The organism is Nocardioides yefusunii (assembly GCF_004014875.1).
Classification (GTDB): domain Bacteria; phylum Actinomycetota; class Actinomycetes; order Propionibacteriales; family Nocardioidaceae; genus Nocardioides; species Nocardioides yefusunii.
In genome coordinates this window covers 342,447-362,189 of the sequence record NZ_CP034929.1, presented here as the reverse complement: position 1 = coordinate 362,189, position 19,743 = coordinate 342,447, and the positions used below count along the sequence as shown (strand labels likewise).

17 protein-coding genes are annotated in these 19,743 nt (G+C 69.7%); 4 read left to right on the top strand and 13 right to left on the bottom strand.

The window, feature by feature from the left end:
• Positions 1-263: 263 nt before the first annotated feature.
• The 3 genes from EOV43_RS01495 to EOV43_RS01485 all read left to right on the top strand — a co-directional run bounded on the left by EOV43_RS01495 (position 264) and on the right by EOV43_RS01485 (position 3,545).
• Positions 264-833 (top strand): copper resistance CopC family protein, encoded by a 570-nt coding sequence (locus EOV43_RS01495; RefSeq protein ID WP_128219366.1) that lies wholly within the window; start codon positions 264-266, stop codon positions 831-833.
• Positions 830-2,866 carry a bifunctional copper resistance protein CopD/cytochrome c oxidase assembly protein gene (locus tag EOV43_RS01490; protein ID WP_128219365.1) on the top strand — a complete coding sequence of 679 codons (2,037 nt, stop codon included), beginning with the start codon at positions 830-832 and terminating at the stop codon, positions 2,864-2,866. Before EOV43_RS01495 ends, EOV43_RS01490 begins: the two co-directional genes overlap by 4 nt.
• A 118-nt stretch (positions 2,867-2,984) precedes the next feature.
• Entirely contained in the window at positions 2,985-3,545 is a 561-nt protein-coding gene (locus EOV43_RS01485; protein ID WP_128219364.1) for a response regulator, read from the top strand.
• Between the two features lie 155 nt (positions 3,546-3,700).
• Here the strand turns inward: EOV43_RS01485 and EOV43_RS01480 are convergent, their stop codons facing one another.
• The 4 genes from EOV43_RS01480 to dnaK all read right to left on the bottom strand — a co-directional run bounded on the left by EOV43_RS01480 (position 3,701) and on the right by dnaK (position 7,930).
• Positions 3,701-4,159, bottom strand: a complete 459-nt coding sequence (locus EOV43_RS01480; RefSeq protein ID WP_128219363.1) for a heat shock protein transcriptional repressor HspR — start codon at positions 4,157-4,159, stop codon at positions 3,701-3,703.
• Positions 4,159-5,310, bottom strand: coding sequence for a molecular chaperone DnaJ (gene dnaJ, locus EOV43_RS01475; RefSeq protein WP_128219362.1), 1,152 nt, complete (start codon positions 5,308-5,310; stop codon positions 4,159-4,161). Before dnaJ ends, EOV43_RS01480 begins: the two co-directional genes overlap by 1 nt.
• 179 nt (positions 5,311-5,489) lie before the next feature.
• Positions 5,490-6,092: a nucleotide exchange factor GrpE gene (grpE, locus tag EOV43_RS01470; protein WP_239022177.1), complete on the bottom strand. Its 603-nt coding sequence runs from the start codon at positions 6,090-6,092 to the stop codon at positions 5,490-5,492.
• Entirely contained in the window at positions 6,089-7,930 is a 1,842-nt protein-coding gene (dnaK, locus tag EOV43_RS01465; protein ID WP_128219361.1) for a molecular chaperone DnaK, read from the bottom strand. Before dnaK ends, grpE begins: the two co-directional genes overlap by 4 nt.
• A gap of 332 nt (positions 7,931-8,262) precedes the next feature.
• Here dnaK and EOV43_RS01460 point away from each other — a divergent pair, with 332 nt between their 5' ends.
• Positions 8,263-9,813 carry a zinc metalloprotease gene (locus tag EOV43_RS01460; protein WP_128219360.1) on the top strand — a complete coding sequence of 517 codons (1,551 nt, stop codon included), beginning with the start codon at positions 8,263-8,265 and terminating at the stop codon, positions 9,811-9,813.
• 55 nt (positions 9,814-9,868) lie between these two features.
• Here the strand turns inward: EOV43_RS01460 and EOV43_RS01455 are convergent, their stop codons facing one another.
• From EOV43_RS01455 to EOV43_RS01415, 9 genes are all read right to left on the bottom strand, one after another.
• Positions 9,869-10,519, bottom strand: a complete 651-nt coding sequence (locus tag EOV43_RS01455) for a hypothetical protein (protein WP_128219359.1) — start codon at positions 10,517-10,519, stop codon at positions 9,869-9,871.
• 110 nt (positions 10,520-10,629) lie between these two features.
• Entirely contained in the window at positions 10,630-11,931 is a 1,302-nt protein-coding gene (locus EOV43_RS01450) for an MFS transporter (protein ID WP_239022176.1), read from the bottom strand.
• 43 nt (positions 11,932-11,974) lie between these two features.
• Positions 11,975-12,898: a sucrase ferredoxin gene (locus EOV43_RS01445; RefSeq protein ID WP_164878604.1), complete on the bottom strand. Its 924-nt coding sequence runs from the start codon at positions 12,896-12,898 to the stop codon at positions 11,975-11,977.
• A 155-nt stretch (positions 12,899-13,053) separates the two neighbouring features.
• Positions 13,054-13,428 (bottom strand): monovalent cation/H(+) antiporter subunit G, encoded by a 375-nt coding sequence (gene mnhG, locus EOV43_RS01440; RefSeq protein ID WP_128219357.1) that lies wholly within the window; start codon positions 13,426-13,428, stop codon positions 13,054-13,056.
• Complete coding sequence (locus EOV43_RS01435; protein ID WP_128219356.1) at positions 13,425-13,736, bottom strand: monovalent cation/H+ antiporter complex subunit F; 312 nt, start codon at positions 13,734-13,736, stop codon at positions 13,425-13,427. Before EOV43_RS01435 ends, mnhG begins: the two co-directional genes overlap by 4 nt.
• Positions 13,733-14,326, bottom strand: coding sequence for a Na+/H+ antiporter subunit E (locus tag EOV43_RS01430; RefSeq protein ID WP_206611365.1), 594 nt, complete (start codon positions 14,324-14,326; stop codon positions 13,733-13,735). Before EOV43_RS01430 ends, EOV43_RS01435 begins: the two co-directional genes overlap by 4 nt.
• An 8-nt stretch (positions 14,327-14,334) precedes the next feature.
• Positions 14,335-16,050 (bottom strand): Na+/H+ antiporter subunit D, encoded by a 1,716-nt coding sequence (locus EOV43_RS01425; protein WP_128219354.1) that lies wholly within the window; start codon positions 16,048-16,050, stop codon positions 14,335-14,337.
• Entirely contained in the window at positions 16,047-16,766 is a 720-nt protein-coding gene (locus EOV43_RS01420; RefSeq protein ID WP_128219353.1) for a Na(+)/H(+) antiporter subunit C, read from the bottom strand. The genes EOV43_RS01425 and EOV43_RS01420 overlap by 4 nt, the downstream gene beginning before the upstream one ends.
• The gene (locus tag EOV43_RS01415) at positions 16,763-19,696 is read right to left on the bottom strand and encodes a Na+/H+ antiporter subunit A (RefSeq protein ID WP_128219352.1); all 2,934 of its coding nucleotides are present in this window, start codon (positions 19,694-19,696) and stop codon (positions 16,763-16,765) included. The genes EOV43_RS01420 and EOV43_RS01415 overlap by 4 nt, the downstream gene beginning before the upstream one ends.
• Positions 19,697-19,743: the final 47 nt, after the last annotated feature.

The window sequence follows — 19,743 nt, the reverse complement described above, 5'->3', positions numbered from 1 at the left end:
GAAGAACTCACGACTGCATCGCGACGATGATACGTCGTCTCACCGTAGTCAACGTCAGGAAAGTTGAGCCTGTTCCACTCAACTTCATTTTTTTCGACCGACGTTCACCAGACGCGGGCATGTGAATCCGTTCACGCCACACGCGTACGGGCGCGCGCGAGGACTCCAGTCAGTTGGCACCGGCTCCGTAGCATGACCGGAGGCCGCCCGGGCCCCACCGTTGTCGGTGCCACGAGCGGACGACCTCCGACCCGAGAGCTCCGATGAACCTGCTGCGCACCCTCGCCCTGGCCGTGCTCGCCGCACTGGCCTCGCTCGTCCTCCCGTTGACCGCGGCCCAGGCCCATTCCGGGCTGACCGGCGCCGTGCCCTCGGAGGGCACCACCGTCGACTCGTTGCCCGACGAGGTGACGCTGAGCTTCAGCGAAGAGGTGCGTGCGCCGGCGTTCGTCGTCATCACCGGGCCCGACCGCAGCACCCACGAGGCCGGCGACCCGACCCTCGACGGCGCGACCGTCACCCAGACCTTCGACGCCGCAACCTTGGAGGGTGTGGACCCCAACGGTCGCTGGACCGTCGCCTACCGCGTCGTCTCCGCTGACGGCCACACGGTCTCGGGCCAGACGACGTTCACCGTCGAGGGTGCCGAGGTGCCGGAGCCGACCCCCACTTCTCCACCGCGCACCCCCGCGGAGACCCCCGCCACCAGCGACACCGACCCCGTCGCCTCCGACGACGGCCACAGCGGCGCGCCCTACCTGATCGCCGCGGTGCTGGCGCTGCTGCTGGTCACGGTCGCGGCGACCAGCAGGACGAAGGACAAGGACAAGTGAGCGACTCCCCCACCGCATCCCTGCCTCGCACCGGCCTGGTCGCCGGCGTCGTCGGTCTTCTCGTCCTCGTCGCCACCGTCCTCGCGACCGGAGCCGTGGCCGGCAACGACCTCGGTCTTCCCGACACCGACGCGCTGACCCGCTGGCTCCTGCCCTTGGCCTCCTTCGGCACCGACATCGCGGTCGTGGTGGCCGTGGCAGGTCTGCTGCTGGCTCCGCTGACGATGCACAAGATGCGCGACGAGCTGCACCCGCGGGCCACGCAGGGTGTGCGCGTGGCCCGGACAGCGCTCGGCGTCGGCGTCGTCCTGAGCCTGGTCGAAGCCTGGGCCACCGTCGCCGACCAGCAGGCCACCGACTTCTTCTCCACCTCTCTCGGGACCGTCGTCGACGCGTTCGGCACCACCACCCAGGTGCAGTCGCTCACCGCGCAGGCATTGGCCCTGCTGGCGCTGACGCTCGGACTGGGCACGGTCGACACGCCCCGTCGGGCCGTGTTCGCGATCGGTTTCACGCTCGCTGCGCTGGTCCCGACGACGCTGACCGGCCACTCCGCGTCATCCGGCAGCCACGACGCCGCCGTGGTGTCGCTGCTGCTGCACGTGGTCGCGGCCGTCGTGTGGACCTCCGGCATCGCTGCCCTGTGGGCACTGCTGGTGCTGCCTGAGACCGAACGTGGCCGCGCGACCCGACGCTTCTCCGCCCTGGCGGGCTGGTGCTTCGGCGTCACCGCCGTCACCGGCGCGATCAACGCGTGGGTGCGTCTGGGTGAGTTCTCCGACCTCTTCACCTCCGGCTACGGCCGTGCGGCGCTGCTCAAGCTGGTGATCCTGGTGGGACTCGGTGTGCTCGCCGCGCGCCTGCGTCGCAGCGTCGTCACCACTGAGGTCGCGCCGGAGAAGCGCGGTTTCGCGCTGCTCACCGCGATCGAACTGACTGCGCTGTCGGCGGCCGTCGCGCTCGGTGCGGCGCTCTCGCGCACCGCTCCCCCGGTGGGCGCCCCGTGGCCCGGCAAGGTGGAGAGCCTGCTCGGCGGACCGCTGCCGCCCGAGCCGACCGCCGGCCGCATCCTGACGTCGTTCCAGTTCTCCGGCTTCGGCACTGCTGTGGTCGTGCTCGGCGTCGTCGGCTACCTCGTAGGCCTGCGGACGCTGCGTCGTCGCGGCGACACGTGGCCCGTGGGCCGCACGATCGCGTGGTTCCTGGGTCTGCTGGCCGTCGCGTTCGCGACGATCGGCGGTCTGGGCGTCTACTCCGGCGTGATGTTCTCCTGGCACATGACCAGCCACATGGTGATCTCGATGCTCGCGCCGGTGCTGCTGGTCATGGGGTCGCCGATCACGTTGGCCCTGCGCGCCCTGCCCGGCCCGGAGACCCCCGGCGGCGACGGACCGCGTCAGCTGCTGGTCTCGTTCCTCAACTCCACCTACTCGAAGGTCGTCACCAACCCCGCGTTCGCGACGATCATGTTCACCGGCAGCCTCTACGCGATCTACTTCACCGGCGCGTTCGACTGGCTGATGGACAACCACCTGGGCCACGCCCTGATGGAGCTGCACTTCCTGCTCGCTGGCTACCTCTACTACGAGGTGCTGATCGGCACCGCGCCGCTGCCCAAGCGTCTGCCGCACCTGGGCCGCCTGGGCATCCTGCTGCTGGTGGCACCGTTCCACGCGTTCTTCGCGATCGCGGTCATGAGTTCCTCGACCGTCATCGGCGAGTCGTTCTACGCGCTGCTGGAGCGCCCGTACTCCTCGAACCTGCTCGACGACCAGTACCTGGCCGGGTCGCTGACGTGGGCGATGGGCGAGGTGCCGCTGCTGCTGGTGGGTGTCGTGCTGATCTTCCAGTGGTTCCGCGACGACTCGCGTCGGGCGAAGCAGCGTGACCGCAAGGCCGACCGCGACGACGACGCCGAACTGGCCCGCTACAACGCGATGCTGGGACGGATCGCCGAGGGCACCGCGACGCGCGGGGACCGCGATCCCTCCACCCGGATCGACGCACCCGCGGACGAATCGACCGACGCCTGACCGGTCCGGACCGGTCCCACTCCCGCGTACCCATTATCGGTGACTGTCGCATCCCAAACCCCTGACAGGCACCGGGCACGGGACACGATGGCGCTGCTCACGCTTGGGAGGGGACACGATGAAACTGTTCAGCAGCGGCCGCAAACGCGCCCTGACGTCGGTCAAGGACCTGCCCGACGTACCCGCCCAGATCGACGAGTCCCCCACGGACACCCAGAGCCTCACGGTGCGTCCACTGCACGGCAACCAGACCTCCGTCGTGATCGTCGACGACGACGACGAGGTCCGCTTCGTGCTGCGGGTCGCCCTCGAAGCAGCCGGCTTCCGCGTCGCAGCGGACGCCGGTGACGCCGAGAGCGCGCTCGAGGAGATCAACCGGGTACGTCCCGACGTCGTCCTCCTCGACCTGCACATGCCCGACGTCGGCGGTCTCGAACTCCTGCCGCTGATCTACGAGGACGTCCCGACCACCCGCGTCGTCGTCATCTCCGCGATCAGCGCCACCTACATGACCGAGGCGGCGCTCCAGGAAGGCGCATGGGGCTACATCGTCAAGGGAGTCTCCGCCCGGACGATCGCCGAGCACCTGCGGCACGTCACCGAGAAGGCCGCGACCCGTCCGTTGCGGCCGTACCCGCTCAGCAAGAACTACGAGGACAAGCACTACCTCGACGCCTGAGCCGCTCCCCCATACCCAGCGGGACGTCATAGCTTTCGGGGCCCAGAGCCCTCGATGACTATGACGTCCGAGCGAGCAGACAGCGGGACGTCATAAGAATGCAGGGCCCAGGGCCCGGATTCTTATGACGTCCCGAGTTGCGTGTGCGTGGAGGCTCAGCGCTGACCGCCGCGGCGCCAGACCACCACGGCCGACTCCGTCGACGGGGCGGGGCGCAGCGCGGGGACCCGGCTGACCGGACGCGCAGCCTTCGCCGCAGCGTTCTGGGCCGCGCTCGTGGCAGCCAGCGCCTGACGCAAGGCTTCACGGGTCGCTGCCAGTTCAGCACGCAGTTCGTCGTTGACGGCCTGCAGGGCAGTGACCTGGTTGTCGAGCTCGAGGATCCGCTTGACGCCCTCGAGCCCGATGCCGGTCGCGGTGAGTTCCGCGATCTCACGGAGCTTCTCGACGTCACGCGCCGAGTAGCGACGTCCGCCGCCACCGGTACGTCCCGGCGTGATGAGCCCCTGACGCTCGTAGGTGCGCAGGGTCTGCGGGTGCAGACCAGTGAGCTCTGCCGCCACTGAGATGACGTACACCGCGGCGTCGGGCGACGGAACACCGAAGTCAGTCATCACTCCTCCTCGAAGAGATTCGTCCTCAACGGTCGGTCGGCCTGAGCCGCACGATAAGCCTCGACGGCGGCTCGTGTCTCGTCGTCCAGCGTGGCCGGGACCTGCACGACGACGGTGGCCAGCAGGTCACCCTTGGTGCCGTCCTTGCGGGTCACGCCCTTGCCACGCACACGGAACGTGCGGCCGGTGGGGGTGCCGGCGGGCATCTTGAGCGTCACCGGGGAGCCGCCCAGCGTGGGCACCTTGATCTCCGCGCCGAGTGCGGCCTCGTCGAAGCCGATCGGGACGTCGACGGTCAGGTTGTCGCCCGAGCGGTCGAAGATGCGGTGCTTGCCGACCTTGACGGTGACGAGCAGGTCTCCGGCAGGGCCGCCGTTCTGGCCGGGGCCGCCCTTGCCCTTGAGACGGATCTTCTGGCCGTCCTTCACGCCCGCGGGGATGCGGGCCTGGATGGTGCGCGCCGAGGTGCCACGACCCGAACCCATGCAGTCGGGGCACGGGGCCTCGTAGGTCAGTTGGCGGCCGCCACAGGCGGGGCAGGTGCGGTTCACGCCGAAGCCGCCCGAGGGGTCGGTGACGTGGCCGACGCCCTCGCACGTCACGCAGACGCGGGGCTTGGTGCCGGGCTTGCCGCCCGACCCGTTGCAGGTGTGGCAGGCCGCGTCAGAGGTCAGACGCAGCGAGATGGTGACGCCGTCGAGGGCGTCGGTGAAGGAGACGGTCGCGGTCGACTCGACGTCCTGACCCTTGACGGGGCGCGGGCCGCGCTGACGTCCGCCGCCGAACAGGTCGGAGAAGACCGAACCGGCGCCACGGCCACCAGCCGCACCGCCGAAGATGTCGCTCATGTCGAAGCCACCCTGGCCACCCATACCGCCGCCGAAGCCGCCGAAGCCGCCCGACGCGAAGGAGTTGCGGATGTCGTCGTAGCTCTTGCGCTTGGCCGGGTCACCGACGACGTCGTACGCCTCGGCGACCTTCTTGAAACGCTCGGCCTTCGCGTCGTCACCCGGGTTGGAGTCGGGGTGGTTCTCGCGGGCCAGCTTGCGGTACGCCTTCTTGATGGCGTCAGCGTCGGCGTCCTTCGTGACGCCCAGCACGGCGTAGAAGTCCTTCTGCGCCCAGTCAGCACGCATGCCGTCGGTAGCCATCTCGCAAGCCTTCCTCGAAGAGGTGAGGCGTCGACGCCGAGACCGGCGGACGCCTGAAGTCAGTGAACCCCGCACGCAGCGGGGCCGGACCCGCGCCCGGGGCCGCGACGGTCACATGGACCGTGCGACCCCGGGAACGGGGTGGAACGTGCCCCGGCCTCCCGGGGCGTCGAACTGGCTCAGGCCGGCTCGACGGTGAGCACCTGGGCGACGCGCACGACGCGCTCCCCGATGCGGTACCCGGCGCGAGCAACGACCTTGACGGTGGTCACGGTGACGTCGGGGTCGGTGCCCATGGCGGTGAGTGCCTCGTGCAGGTTGGGATCGAAGGCGTCGCCGGGCTCGGCGTACCGAACCACACCGGCCTTCGCCACCGCTGCCTCGAGCTGCTCGACGACGGCCTTGAAGCCACCTTCCACCTCACCGGCCGCGCGGGCCAGGTCGATGGTGTCGAGGACCTCGATGACTCCCGAGAGCGCCTTGAAGGTGGCGTTCTCGGCGAGCAGCTCGCGGTCGCGCTCGACGCGACGCTTGTAGTTGAGGAACTCGGCCTGGAGGCGCTGCAGGTCTGCAGTGCGCTCCGTCGCCTCGGCCTGGGCCGCGGCGAGCGGGTCGATCTCCTCGACGACCTCAGTCTCGACGTCACCCTCGGTGGTGGCGTCGGCCTCGGCCTCGGTCACGTCCTGGGGCTCCAGCGGTGCGCCCTCCTCCACCATGTCGGCCACACCGGAGGTGTCGTCGTCGTTGGGGTGGTTGGCGGTCACGCCGTCGGCGTCGCTCACTTCTTGTCGTCCTCGTCAACGATCTCGGCGTCGACGACGTCGTCGTCCTCGGCACCGGTGGACTCGTCGTTGCCACCGGCAGCGGCGTTGTCGGCCTCAGCCTGGGCGTAGAGAGCGGCGCCCATCTTCTGCGAGGACTCGTTGAGCTTGGCGACGGCGGCGTTGATCTCGTCGGCGTCGGCCTCCTCGTTGGCGAGAACAGCCTTGAGGGCCTCGACGTCGGTCTTGACCTCGTCCTTGACCTCGGCCGGGAGCTTCTCGTCGTTCTCGGTGAGGAACTTCTCGGTGGAGTAGACGAGGGAGTCACCCTGGTTGCGGGCGTCGACGCCGGCACGACGCTTGGCGTCCTCCTCGGCGTACTGCTCGGCGTCGGCGACCATGCGGGCGATGTCGTCCTTCGACAGCGAGGAGCCGCCGGAGATCGTCATGGACTGCTCCTTGCCGGAGGCCTGGTCCTTGGCGGTCACGTGGACGATGCCGTTGGCGTCGATGTCGAAGATGACCTCGATCTTCGGGACTCCGCGCGGGGCCGGCGGGAGGCCGGTCAGCTCGAAGTTGCCCAGCGGCTGGTTCTGGGCCCACATCTGACGCTCACCCTGGGCGACCTTGATCTCGACCGACGGCTGGTTGTCGTCAGCGGTGGTGAAGACCTCGGAGCGCTTGGTCGGGATGGTGGTGTTGCGCTCGATCAGGGTGGTCATGACGCCGCCCTTGGTCTCGATGCCGAGGGAGAGCGGGGTGACGTCGAGGAGCAGGACGTCCTTGACCTCGCCCTTGAGGACACCGGCCTGGAGGGCCGCACCGAGTGCGACGACCTCGTCGGGATTGACGCCCTTGTTGGGCTCCTTGCCGCCGAGCAGCTCCTTGACGACCTCGGTGACGGCCGGCATGCGGGTCGAGCCGCCGACGAGGACCACGTGGTCGATGGCGGAGATCGCGATGCCGGCGTCCTTGAGGACGTTGCGGAACGGAACCTTGGTGCGCTCGATCAGGTCAGCGGTGATCTTCTGGAACTCGGCGCGGGTCAGCTTCTCCTCGAAGTGGAGGGGGCCGGACTCGCCGAGAGTGACGTAGGGAAGGTGGATCTGGGCCTCGGAGGACGAGGACAGCTCGATCTTGGCCTTCTCAGCGGCCTCCTGCAGACGCTGGGCAGCGACCTTGTCGGCGGCCAGGTCGACGCCGTTGGCGTTCTTGAACTTGGTGACCATCCACTCGACGATGCGGTGGTCCCAGTCGTCACCACCGAGGTTGTTGTCACCGGAGGTGGCCTTGACCTCGACGACACCCTCACCGATCTCGAGGAGGGACACGTCGAACGTGCCGCCACCGAGGTCGAAGACGAGGATGGTCTGGTCGTCACCCTTGTCGAGGCCGTAGGCCAGAGCGGCAGCAGTCGGCTCGTTGACGATGCGCTGGACGTTCAGACCGGCGATCTCACCGGCCTCCTTGGTGGCCTGACGCTGGGCGTCGTTGAAGTAGGCGGGGACGGTGATGACCGCGTCGGTGACGGGCTCACCGAGGTAGGCCTCGGCGTCGCGCTTCAGCTTCTGCAGCACGAAGGCCGAGATCTGCTGCGGAGCGAAGCTCTTCTCGTCGATGGACGTCTTCCAGTCAGTGCCGATGTGGCGCTTGACCGAACGCAGGGTGCGGTCGACGTTGGTGACGGCCTGGCGCTTGGCGACCTCACCGACGAGGACCTCGCCCGACTTGGCGAAAGCCACGACGGACGGGGTGGTGCGAGCGCCCTCGGCGTTCGCGATGACGGTGGGCTCGCCACCCTCGAGGACGGCGACGACCGAGTTGGTCGTTCCGAGGTCGATACCGACGGCACGTGCCATGTGAGTTACCTCCGTAGTGCGCAGCCCCGGCCGACCCGGGGAAGTCGTGATGTACCCATTGTGACCCGAAGTGGGCCGCGATGCAAACAAGTTGAGTGCTTTCGACTCAACCTTTCACACTGGGCACAACGAAACTGTCACCCCGGGTGTTCCCGATCCAGCAGAACATCTGACGGTGACCTGCACCACCCCCTGCCCGCCCTCGGTGACGAAGCAGCCAGTCACGACCGAACACCGCTCCGCCGGACGAACTCGCCACTCACCGGCACCTACGGTGCAGACTGGGCCCAGAGCACCGGCCCCGGTGGAGCAGAGCGGTCCAGGAGTACCTCATGAACGACGCGTCCCGCGCGCATGCCCGCACGCGCACGAACACCGTCCGTGCCGGAGCCGGCCGCATCGCTGTCGCGGCCCTCGTCGCCGGGGCGCTCGCCCTGCCCGGCGCCGCCGCACTGAACGCGCCTGCCCAGGCCAGCCCCGCTCAGAGCGGCTCCACCAGCGCCACCTCGAAGTCCACCGCCACCACGAAGTCCACCGCCACCACGCTGTCGGTGCGCGGCCCCTCGCAGGTGTACCGCGGCGCGAAGGTCACCTTCACCGGCACCATCAGCTCCGACGGTGCACCGCGCACGGTCGTCCTCAGCGCGTGGAAGGCGAAGGAGAAGAAGTGGAAGGTGCTCAAGCGCGCCACCACCGACGCCACTGGAGCCGTCACCGTCGCCACCACGGCACCGAAGTTCAACGCCTCCCGGCGCTACCGCGTCACCGCGACCGCCACCCGCGGGATGGCCAAGGCGTACAAGAACTACCCCGTCACCGTCACCAAGGCGCCCGCGAACGCCGCGCAGTGGCGCACCCCCTTCCCGGCCGACTTCACCGCCTCCTGGCAGCGCTCCAGCATCAAGGTCGGGGCCGAGGCCTCCTTCACCGTCACCGGAGTCCTGCCCGGACCGACAGGGCGGAACCGCAAGATCGTCGTGCAGCGCAAGCACACCGACAACTGGAAGACGGTCGCCCGCGCCACCACCGACGCCTCCGGCGCCTACACCCTGACCGTGCCCGGCGACTGGCTCCTCGACCTCCAGCACCGCCTCTACGTCCCCGCCGTCACGGGCGCACGGAAGCGGTACAGCCAGGCGACCCGGTTGAAGACCACCCCCACGTGGAAGGCCACCGGCAGCACCAACGACTGGACCTACCTGCGCACCGGCGACGGCCTGCGTCAGCGGTGGAACCCGTGCGCCACCGGCCCGATCAACTACCGCGTCAACATGACCCAGGCACCCGCCTTCGTCACCCTCGACATGATCCAGCGGGCCGTCGCCGAGGTCGCCCAGGCCAGCGGCCTGACCTTCGCCTACGACGGCACCACGAACCGACACGCCTTCCCCCACGACAACAAGCCGTGGCCCTCCGGCACCGACCTGGTGATCTCCTGGACCCGCAACGGCCAGAGCTCGGAGAAGTGGCCCAGTTCGTCGGTCCAGGGCCTGGGCGGCATCACGAGCTTCGAGGGCCGAGACGCCCGGGGACCGGTGAGCATCGCCCGTCAGGGGCACGCGATGCTGCGCGTCGGTTCGTCGTTCCTGGAGAAGAGCGAGAAGAACACCTACGGGGTGCTCAAGCACGAGCTCGGGCACGCTGTGGGCCTGGACCACTCACGCAACGGGTGGGGCGACCAGTTGATGGACGCCTACTACTTCCCGGGACGCGACAGCGACTGGGGCAAGGGCGACCTGCGCGGCCTGCGTCAGGTCGGCGCGACCACCGGCTGCACGACGGGCATCGACTGGTGGGGATCCTCGCGTTCCTCCACCGGTACCGACGGCGGCACGCAGACCACGATCGACCAGCCCGAGCCGACGACGACCGTCCGCCACTGACCGTTCAGGAACGCTCCGGCCCAGCAACGGAGCGGCCGGCACCAGAACGGCCGGATCAGCCGATCTGGACGCTGACCGGCTCGGACGCTGTGCCGGAGTCGGTGTCGACGACCCGGAATTCGGTCTTCCCGGCCTGGCCGGTCATCAGGTAGGTGGAGAACGCCCCGCCCCGCACTGCTGCGGTGACCGGGAAGTCGACCCAGTCGCCGCCCGCCTGACGACGCTGCACCTGCAGGATCGCGCCGTCGGTGCCGTAGGTACCGGTGAGGTCGATGCGTCCCATGCTCGGGACGGAGGTCTGGCCGGCCGCGAGGGTCAGACCCTCGTCGGCCTCTTCCTCTTCCTCCTCAGGCTCCTCCTCGACAGTGAGGTCCCTGGGGTCCACGTCGAGAGAGACGCTGGGCTTGGAGGAGCCGGTGGTCTTGGTCGGCTCGGGGAGGTACAGCGTGGCCCCCGACGACGGGGCGCCGCTGGTGCCGCCCTCGGCCTCGGAGACGCCGAAGATCTTGGCGCCGGCGATCACGATGACGCCACCCAGCAGGCCGGCGACCACGGCGACGCTGCTCAGAGCGATCAGCCCCGCGACGATCGGCTTGCGGACGGGCTGCTCGGACGTGACCGGGCGGTCGGGACGGTCCGGCCCTCCGGGCACGGCTCCGCCGGAGTGCTCAGCAGGGCGCTGGGACGGGGCGGGCTGGTCAGCCACGACGGGCTCCTCGATGACGACGGCGAACGGTCGCCGTCATTGTTCCACCCCGGGGCCTGAGTCGCAGCCCTGCTGAGGTGTTGGCGCCGTCACCGGGCAGCCGTCGCGACTCAGATCCCAGCCCGGACGTCGTCGTGGGCGGCACGCGCGGCGCGTTCGGCGACCGCGTGCTCGTCGGTCCGGGCGTCGTAGCTCCAGAAGGTGCGCAGCGCCGCCGCGGTCGCAGCGACCCCGACGACGCAGGCCAGACCGCCCGAGACCACCGCACCGCGGACGTTCCAGGCGTCCGCGACGAAGCCGCCCCGGACCTGTCCGGCACGCGGACCGAAGGAGTAGGACAGCATCTCGATGCCGGCCAGGCGTCCGCGCATGTTCTCCGGGATCGTCTGGTTCCAGACGGTGCCGCGGAAGATCGCCGAGACCATGTCGGTGGCCCCTGCCAGGGCGAGGAAGACGAACGCGAGCCAGAAGCTCGGGCTGAGACCTGCCAACGCGACCATCGCCCCGTAGAGCGCAGCGGAGACGGTGATCGCGGCGCCGTGACGGTGCACCGAGCCGATCCAGCCCGACGTCGCGGTGGCCAGGACTGCTCCGATCGTGCCGGCAGCGTAGAGCAGGCCCAGACGTTCGGGGGCAGCGAAGACCTCCTCGGCCATCGCCGGGAACAGCACCACCGGCATCGCGAGCAGCATCGAGGCGATGTCGACGGTGTAGGTGCCCAGCAGGTCGCGGCGTCCGACGCCGTAGCGCACGCCCTCCATGATCGAGGCGATCGAGGGCGGCGTCGTCGCGGTGGTGTGCGGGTAGGCGCGCATCGCGACGTACATGAGCGTGGCGAGGACGAGACCGCAGGCGTCGACGACGAAGCACCAGCCGGTGCCGACCCAGGCGATCAGCACACCGCCCAGGAGCGGTCCGGCCAGGACACCCATCTGGGAGCCGAGGCTGGTGAGCGCCTGCGCAGCGGCGATCTGTTCGTGTTTCACGGTGCGCGGCATCAGCGCCTCGCGGGCCGGGCGCTGCAACGACGACGTGGAGGTGAGCAGCACCGCGAGCACGAAGAGCACCCACAGGCGCGGTTCGCCGACGAACGAGTTGAGCGCCAGGCCGGCCACGATCACGGCCTGTGCGATCCCGTAGAGGACGAGCAGGCGTCGTCGGTCGAGGTGGTCGGCGAGCGCGCCGCCCCAGAGCCCGAAGACGATCAGCGGCACCAGTTCGACGGCACCGACGAGGCCGACCATGAAGTTGGAGTCGGTGAGCTTGTAGACCTGGTAGGGAATCGCGACGTAGGTGATCATCGACCCGAAGGCGAAGACCGTTCCGGCCACGAGCAGCAGCCGGAAGTCCCTCGACTCGCGGAACGGGGTGGTGTCCATCCGCAGGCCGCGGAGTCGTTGCAGGAGCGTCACAAAGTCCAGTGTCCCAGTGGAGTTTGCGGCGGGCGTGCCCGGGTCAGCCGACGGGCCCGGCTGCAATCACCTCGTACGACGTGGCCGGCTTGAACGGGGAGTCCCCGCACGACTGACGACGCGGCACCTTCACCGACCGCACGCCCACCTGCCACTCCACCTGCGCACCCTCCGAACCCGGCGCCTGCGCGAGGAGTCGCACCACGCCGTGGGACTCCTCGAGCACCAGGACGTCGCCGAGGTCGTCGAGTCCGGTCATCTCCATGACGTGGACCTGCGCCACCTGCGCGGCGCCGCTGAGTCCGGCGCGGCCGCGGGAGAACCCGAGCGGGTGACGTCCCACCTCGATCTCCTCCAGTGCCATCACCGCGCTCTCGGCGTCGAGGCGACCCAGGCAGATCGCCGACGGGAACGAGAGCAGCGTCGCCGAGAACCGGTGCCCGCCCAGGTGCGTGCACTCCCAGGTCTCCGCGGGCCAACGGGCGCTGACGGCGGCAGCGACCGGACGGCCCAGTTCGGCGCAGCACAGGTCGCGGCTGCCGTTGGTGCAGACCAGGTGGAGGTCGCGTTCCCACGGCTCCAGCCCGGTCAGGACACCGGTGGCGGCGAACGTCTCGAGGTCGAGGGAGAGCAGGACGCTGACGTCGGCGAGCATCGCGCCCCGGACGTGAGCGTCGGTGGGCGTCACCTCGACGGTGAAGACCCGCACGCCTTCGGCGGTGCGTCCGCCGTGACGACGCACCAGCATCACGTTGACGCCCGCCGCGGAGAGTCCGGCCAGGGCGGTCTTCACGTCGTCGGGCAGACGCGAGTCCGCGACGGCCTTCTTGCCCCACGCCCCGGCGTACTCCAGCAGCAGGTAGCGGGTGTCGGTCGGCGCGGTGCCCACCATCGGCTCGGCGTCGGCGCGACTGCCGGGCGTGCAACGGAACGGCGAGGGCTGCGCGGACGCGGGAGGGATGCTCACGTCGTCCATTCTCCCCCGCCCCGTCGAACGTGCTCACCGAGCGGGCTCAGCGAACGGGCGCAGCGGCAGCCCGCAATTGTCGGATTGATGCGCCGACACGCCGGCCGAGCGGCATCAATCCGACAATTGCGCAGGCGAGCGCAGCGAGCGACGGCTCAGGGAGCGCCGCGGAGCTCCGGACCGTCAGGGGCATCGGGCTCGTGGGTCAGTTCATCGACGACGAGCAGGTCGTCGCGCACCAGACCGGCACGCGAACCCGCACGGGCCACCATGTGACCCGAGACGACGGCGGTGGCCATCTGCATCATCACCACCAAGAACAACAACCCCAGCACGCTCGGTTCGCGCAGCTTGAGTGCGAGACCGCAGACCACCAGCATCAGGCCGATCACCTGCGGCTTCGTGGCGGCGTGCATCCGGGTGGGCAGGTCGGGCAGGCGCACCACGCCGATGGCAGCGATCAGCGCGAACGCCGATCCGGCCAACAGCAGAGCAGCGGCGGCCACGTCGGCAACGTCGGTCCAAGTCATGCGCGGGCCTCGTCCTCGGAGTCGTCGGAGTCGTCGTCACGGGCCTCGTCGTCGTCGGCGCCGGAGGCGTAGCGGGCGATCGAGACCGCCCCGACGAATCCGACCGAGGCCAGCACCAGCAGCATCGGGATCGACCAGGCGTCCTCACGCCAGATCGACTTCAACGCGACCGCGCAGACCATCACCGACATCATCACGTCCAGGGCCATCGAGCGGTCCAGGATCGTGGGTCCGACGGTGATCCGGAAGACCAGCAGCAGCGCGGCGGCACTCAGCATCACCGCGGAGGCGAGCAGTACCCACGTCATCGGGACTCCTCCTCACGGGCGGCCGCAGCAGCAGCCAGGGTGGGTGCGTCGACCCGGAACTCGGGCAACGGTTCGAAGGCACGCAGGAAGCGTTCCTCCACGGCGAACGCCTCGGCGCGGAACTTCTCCACCGCTGCCTCGTCGTCGGTGTCGAGGACGTGCAGGAACAGGGTGTGGGTCGATCGACGTGCCTCCAGGACCACCGATCCGGGCACCAGCGTCAGCATCGCTGCGACACCGGTGAGGACGAAGTCGGAGTTGGAGTGCAGGTCGACCTTGACCACCGCGTTGCGGACCGGACGACGACGCAGCACCACCAGCGAGACCTGCACACTGGCCTTGAGGACGTCGCCGATGAAGTGGACGACCAGCCACACCAACGGCCAGAACCGCACCTTGGAACCGAGGTCGACCGGCGGCAGCGGGAAGAACCACGACACCGCGACGGCGACCGCGAACCCGAGCACGACGTTGCCGACCGAGGCACTGCCCCACAGAGCGATCCACAGCACCGTCAACCACGCCAGCGGCCACGGCTGCAGGGCTCGGTAGCGCGAGGGACGCACCCTGCCGGTCCAGCCGGTCCTCATCCGGGGACTCATCGGGCGGCCTCCAGGTCAGCGGGAGTGGTGTCGCCGGGAAGCACCGCGTCGATGTAAGGGGTGTGTTCGACGAGGTCGGCCCCGGCCCGGTCGGTGTAGCTGAAGAGCGGGCCGGCCAGGACGGTCAGAGCGACCGTCACGGCGACGAGCGCGGAGGCCGGGCCGAGCATCGACAGCGGCAGGTGCGGGGTGTCCTCGCCAGCCTCGATCAGCTGGTGGAAGTCACGTTCGTCGACCTCGGAGGAGGTCACCTGCTGGGCCTCGGCGATGGTCGCCGCGGGCACTGCACCGGCCGAGGTCAGCAGGTGACCGCGGTGTTCGGTGGGGCGGGTGCCGGAGGTGACGCCGGGCTGGTCCTGCAGGGCGTTGATCTCGACCAGTGCCTGGTGCGCCTCCGCGGGGGTGCGCCAGAAGACGACGGCCCAGGTCTTCGCGACCGCGTACAGCGTCAGCAGGCTGGTCAGGACTCCACCGGCGACCAGACCCCACGCCAGCGGGGTGCCGAGGTCGATGGTGGCCTGCAGCAGACCGACCTTGCCGATGAAACCGCTGAACGGCGGGATGCCGGCCAGGTTCATCGCGGGGACGAAGAAGAGCACCGCCAGCAGCGGCGCGATCCGGGCCAGGCCACCGATCCGGAGCAACGACGTCGAGCCGGTGCGGCGTTCGACGAGACCGATCACGAGGAACAGCGCGGTCTGCACGGTGATGTGGTGGACGACGTAGAAGATCGTCGCCGAGATCCCGGCCTGTCCGGCGACGCCGATGCCGAGCACCAGGTAGCCGATGTGGCTCACCAGCGTGAACGACAGCATGCGCTTGATGTCGGACTGCGCGATCGCGCCGAGGATGCCGATCACCATGGTCAGCAGTGCGATCCACAGCAGCAGGTCGGTCATCGGGGAGTCGGGGAAGATCGCGGTCTGCATCCGCAGGATCGCGTACACACCGACCTTCGTCAGCAGACCCGCGAAGACGGCCGTGACCGGGGCCGGAGCCGTCGGGTAGGAGTCCGGGAGCCAGAACGAGAGCGGGAAGACCGCCGCCTTGATCGCGAACGTCGTGAACAGCAGCAGCTGGATCATCTGCGCGACGTCCGGGTCGATCACCGAGAGCCGCTGCGAGAGGTGCGCCATCGTCAGGGTGCCGGTGGCGGAGTACGTGACCGCGAGCGTGATCAGGAACAGCGTCGAGGAGAGCAGCGCGACGAGGACGTAGATCGTGCCGGCGCGGATGCGGGCTCCGGTGCCGCCCAGGGTGAGCAGCACGTAGGAGGAGAAGAGCAGCATCTCGAAGGAGACGAAGAGGTTGAAGAGGTCGCCGGCGAGGAACGCGTTCGAGATTCCGGCGACCAGCACCAGGAACGTCGGGTGGTACACCGCGACGGGCGCGGACTCCTCGTCGTCGACCATGCCCTGACCGATCGAGTACCCCAGGACCGCGAGGGTCACGACGGCGCTGACCAGCAGCATCAGGGCGGAGAGGCGGTCGGCGACCAGCACGATGCCGATCGTCTCTGCCCAGCCGCCCACCCACAACGTCTGCGGGCCTTCGGTGTCGGCCAGGAACATCAGCCATCCGGCGACCGAGGCCACCGAGACCAGCACCGCGACGCTGAGGACCAGCTGCAGCCGCGGGCGCTTGGAGAGGGCCAGGGAGAGTCCGGCGCCGAGGATCGGCAGCAGGACCGGGAGAGCAACGATCCAACTCATCGGTTCGCCTCCTTCTCGTCGTCGGTGGGTTCGGTCGGCTCGACAGGTGCGGCGGGTGCGGCCTTGTCCTTGGCTGCGTCCTTCGCAGCCTGACGAGCGGCCTGCTCCTTGCGGGCGACCTCACGCAGCACCTTCGCAGCGCGTTCGCGTTCGCGTTCGGCGGCCTCGGCCTCAGCGGCTTCGGCGAGTTCCTCGGTGGTGAAGTCGGAGTCGGAGTCGTCCTCGGACTCGTCGTCCTCGGCACGGTAGGAGTCGGACTCGACGTCAGCGGCGGCCATCCGACGGATCAGGGCGTCCTCGGTGTCGTCCTGGACGTCGTCGTTGCCCTCGAGCTGCCAGGAGCGGTACGCCATCGCGAGCACGAACGAGACGGTCGCGAGCATGATGACGATCGCGGTCAGCACCATCGCCTGCGGCAGCGGGTCGGAGTAGGTGACGCCCTCGGCGTCGGTGACGATCGGGGCCTCCCCCGCCGGCCCGGAGGCCACCAGGAAGCCGATCGAGACGCCGTTGCCCATCATCACGAGTCCGACGAGGACGCGCGACAGGCTGCGTTCGAGCAGCAGGTAGACGCCGCAGCCGATCAGGCCGGCGGCGATGAGGACGAGGGTGAGGTTGACGTCCTGCGGTCCCTCGGCGACGGTGCCGCCGCCGGAGCCGCCAGCGGCGGACAGGAGCGTGGGCAGAGTGGTGAGAAGAGTGGTCGAGACGCTCATCGGGCGACTCCTGCCTGCTGGGCGGACTGCTCGGCGGCAGCCGCGTCGGCTGCTTCCTGCTTCTGCTGGCGGTGGATCTGCCGGTCGATCTGGGAGCCCAGACCGCGCAACAGGTCGAGGACCAGACCGAGAACGACGAGGTAGACGCCGATGTCGAAGAGGGCCGAGGAGACGAGGTGGACCTCGCCCACCACCGGCAGGGTGACGTGCAGGACGGCGGACTGCAGGATCGTGCCACCGAAGAGCACCGGGAGCACCGCGGCCAGGGCCGCGATCGCGAGTCCGGTGCCGATCAGACGTCCGGCGTCGATCGGGACGGCCTCGTCGAGCTCGTACCGGCCACCGGCGAGGTAGCGGATCACCAGGGCGAGACCGGCGGTGAGACCGCCGGCGAAGCCGCCACCGGGGGCGTTGTGGCCCACGAACAGCAGGTAGACGCTGAAGACCACGATGGTGTGGAAGATCAGTCGCGTGACGACCTCGAAGATGATCGCGCGCTTGTCGGCGGCCATCGTGCGCGGCGCGGGCAGCCAGACGCGGCGACCGAGCGAGGTGGGCTGCTTGGCGACGCCCTCGGGCAGCGGGATCTCGTGCACACGACGGATCTCGGTGCCGCGCACGTCGAGGAAGATCAGGCTGGCCACACCGGTGCCGGCGGCGACCAGCACCGCGATCTCGCCGAGGGTGTCCCAGGCGCGGGTGTCGACCAGGACGACGTTGACGATGTTGGCGCCACCGCCGTAGTCGACCGCGAGCTGCGGGAGCACCGACGAGATCGGGGTGTCGATCCGGGCCGAACCACCCACGAGCAGGAACCCGGCCACGACGACGGCCACGGCCACGCCGAGCGCCATCCGCCAGTAGCGGCGGCCGCTGAGGGGTCGGTCGGTGAAGTACTCCGGCATCCGTCGCAGCGCGAGCACGAAGACGACGACGCTGAGAGTCTCGACCAGCACCTGGGTGAGCGCGAGGTCGGGGGCGCCGTGCAGGACGAAGAGCAGCGCGGTGCCGTAGCCGGTGGCACCGGCCAGGAGGACCGCACGCAGACGGCGACGCGAACGGGTCGCCATCACTGCGGCGATCATCACCACGACGCCGACGACGGCCTGGACCGGGGTGTCCCACGCGGTGACGCGGATGGTGTCCCAGGTGCTGAGCAGCACCGAGCCGGGCAGCACGATCACGACGACGAGGGTGATGCCGAGGTAGGCGGCAGCCGAACCGCGCTGGACGACGGCGGTCAGTTCGACGGCACCGCGGTCGAGGCCGCGCATGATCCGCCGGTAGCCGTTCTCGGTGGAGACGTCGAGGCTGAGCGCACCCTGGACCTGCTCGACGGTGCGGCGGCCCAGGAAGAGCAGGACTCCGACGACCAACGCGACGCAGGTGAGCAGCAGCGGCAGGCCGAAGCCGTGCCACAGCGTCAGCTCGGCGTGGTGGTGGCCCTCGGGGAAAAGGTCGGCCTGGTGGGCGAGCACCTCGGTGAGCGGCTTGCCGGCGAACGCCAGCGCGAGGCCGAGGAAGCCGAGCAGGACCGGGCCCGCGGCGAAGCCGACGGCGACGTCGGTGGTGGGGGTGACCGGCAGCGCCGTGCCGTCGGCGTCGCGCTTGGTGGCGAACGCACCCCAGACGAAGCGCAGCGCGTACGCGGCGGTCAGGATCGAGCCCAGGACGACGCCGACCAGGACGGTCCAGCCCCAGGCGCCGTCCATGCCGGTGCCCTCGCCGTACTCGGCGACGTCGACGAGCGCGAGCAGCACCGACTCCTTCGCGACGTAACCCAGCAGCGGCGGGACTCCGGCCATCGAGGCGGCGGCCAGAGTCGCTGCCACCGCGACCCACGGCATCCGTCGTCCCAGGCCCGAGAGCTTGCGCAGGTCACGGGTACCGGTGGTGCGGTCGACGAGGCCGACGGTGAGGAAGAGCGTCGCCTTGAAGAAGGCGTGCGAGAGCAGCACCGCGAGGCCGGCCAAGGTGGCGGCGCGGGTACCGATGCCGAGCACGGCGACCATGAATCCCAGCTGGGAGACGGTGCCGAAGGCGAGCAGCAGCTTGAGGTCGCTCTGCTTGAGGGCCCGGAGGCCGCCGAGCAGCATCGTGAAGATGCCCAGACCCACCACGACCGGACGCCAGCCCGGGGTGTCGAGGGCGTAGGCGGGGGCGAGCAGCGCGACCAGGTAGACGCCGGCCTTCACCATCGAGGCGGCGTGCAGGTAGGCGCTGACCGGGGTGGGTGCCGCCATCGCGGCGGGCAGCCAGAAGTGGAACGGGAAGATCGCCGACTTGCTGATCGCGCCGGCCAGCAGCAGCAGCACGCCGATGCCCACGACGGTGCCGCCGGGCGGGTCGGCGAGGATCTCGGTGATCCGGTAGGTCCCGGCGGTCTGGCCCAGGATCAGCGCACCGACGAGCATCGCGAGACCACCCAGGGTGGTGACGATGAGCGCCTGCACCGCGGCACGGCGGGCGGCGATACGGGTGGCGTCGTGGCCGACCAGCAGGAACGAGAAGACGGTCGTGAGCTCCCAGAAGACGTAGAGGAGCAGCAGGTCGTCGGCCAGGACCAGGCCGAGCATCGCGGCGACGAACGCGACCAGGACGCCGGCGAAGCGTGGCACCCCGACCGAGTCGTCGTGGAAGTACCAGGCGCAGTAGGCCAGGACGACGGCACCGACGCCGAGGACGACGAGGGAGAGCACCCATTGCAGGGGCCCCATCGCGAACGCGAGGTCGAGGCCGAGGGAGGGCACCCAGGAGTGCACCTCGGTGCGGGTGGTTCCGTCGAACGCGGCGGGAGCCTGGGTGGCGACCCAGACCGCAGCGGCGGCGGGCACGGCCGCGACGGGGACGAACGCACGTCGACCCACCGTGACGAAGATGGCTGGACACACCGCCGCCAGAAGGAACAGGACAGCGATGACAACCAGCAAGGGCAGACCTCTCGTTGCAGGGACAGGGGGGTCGGCTGCTCAATTGT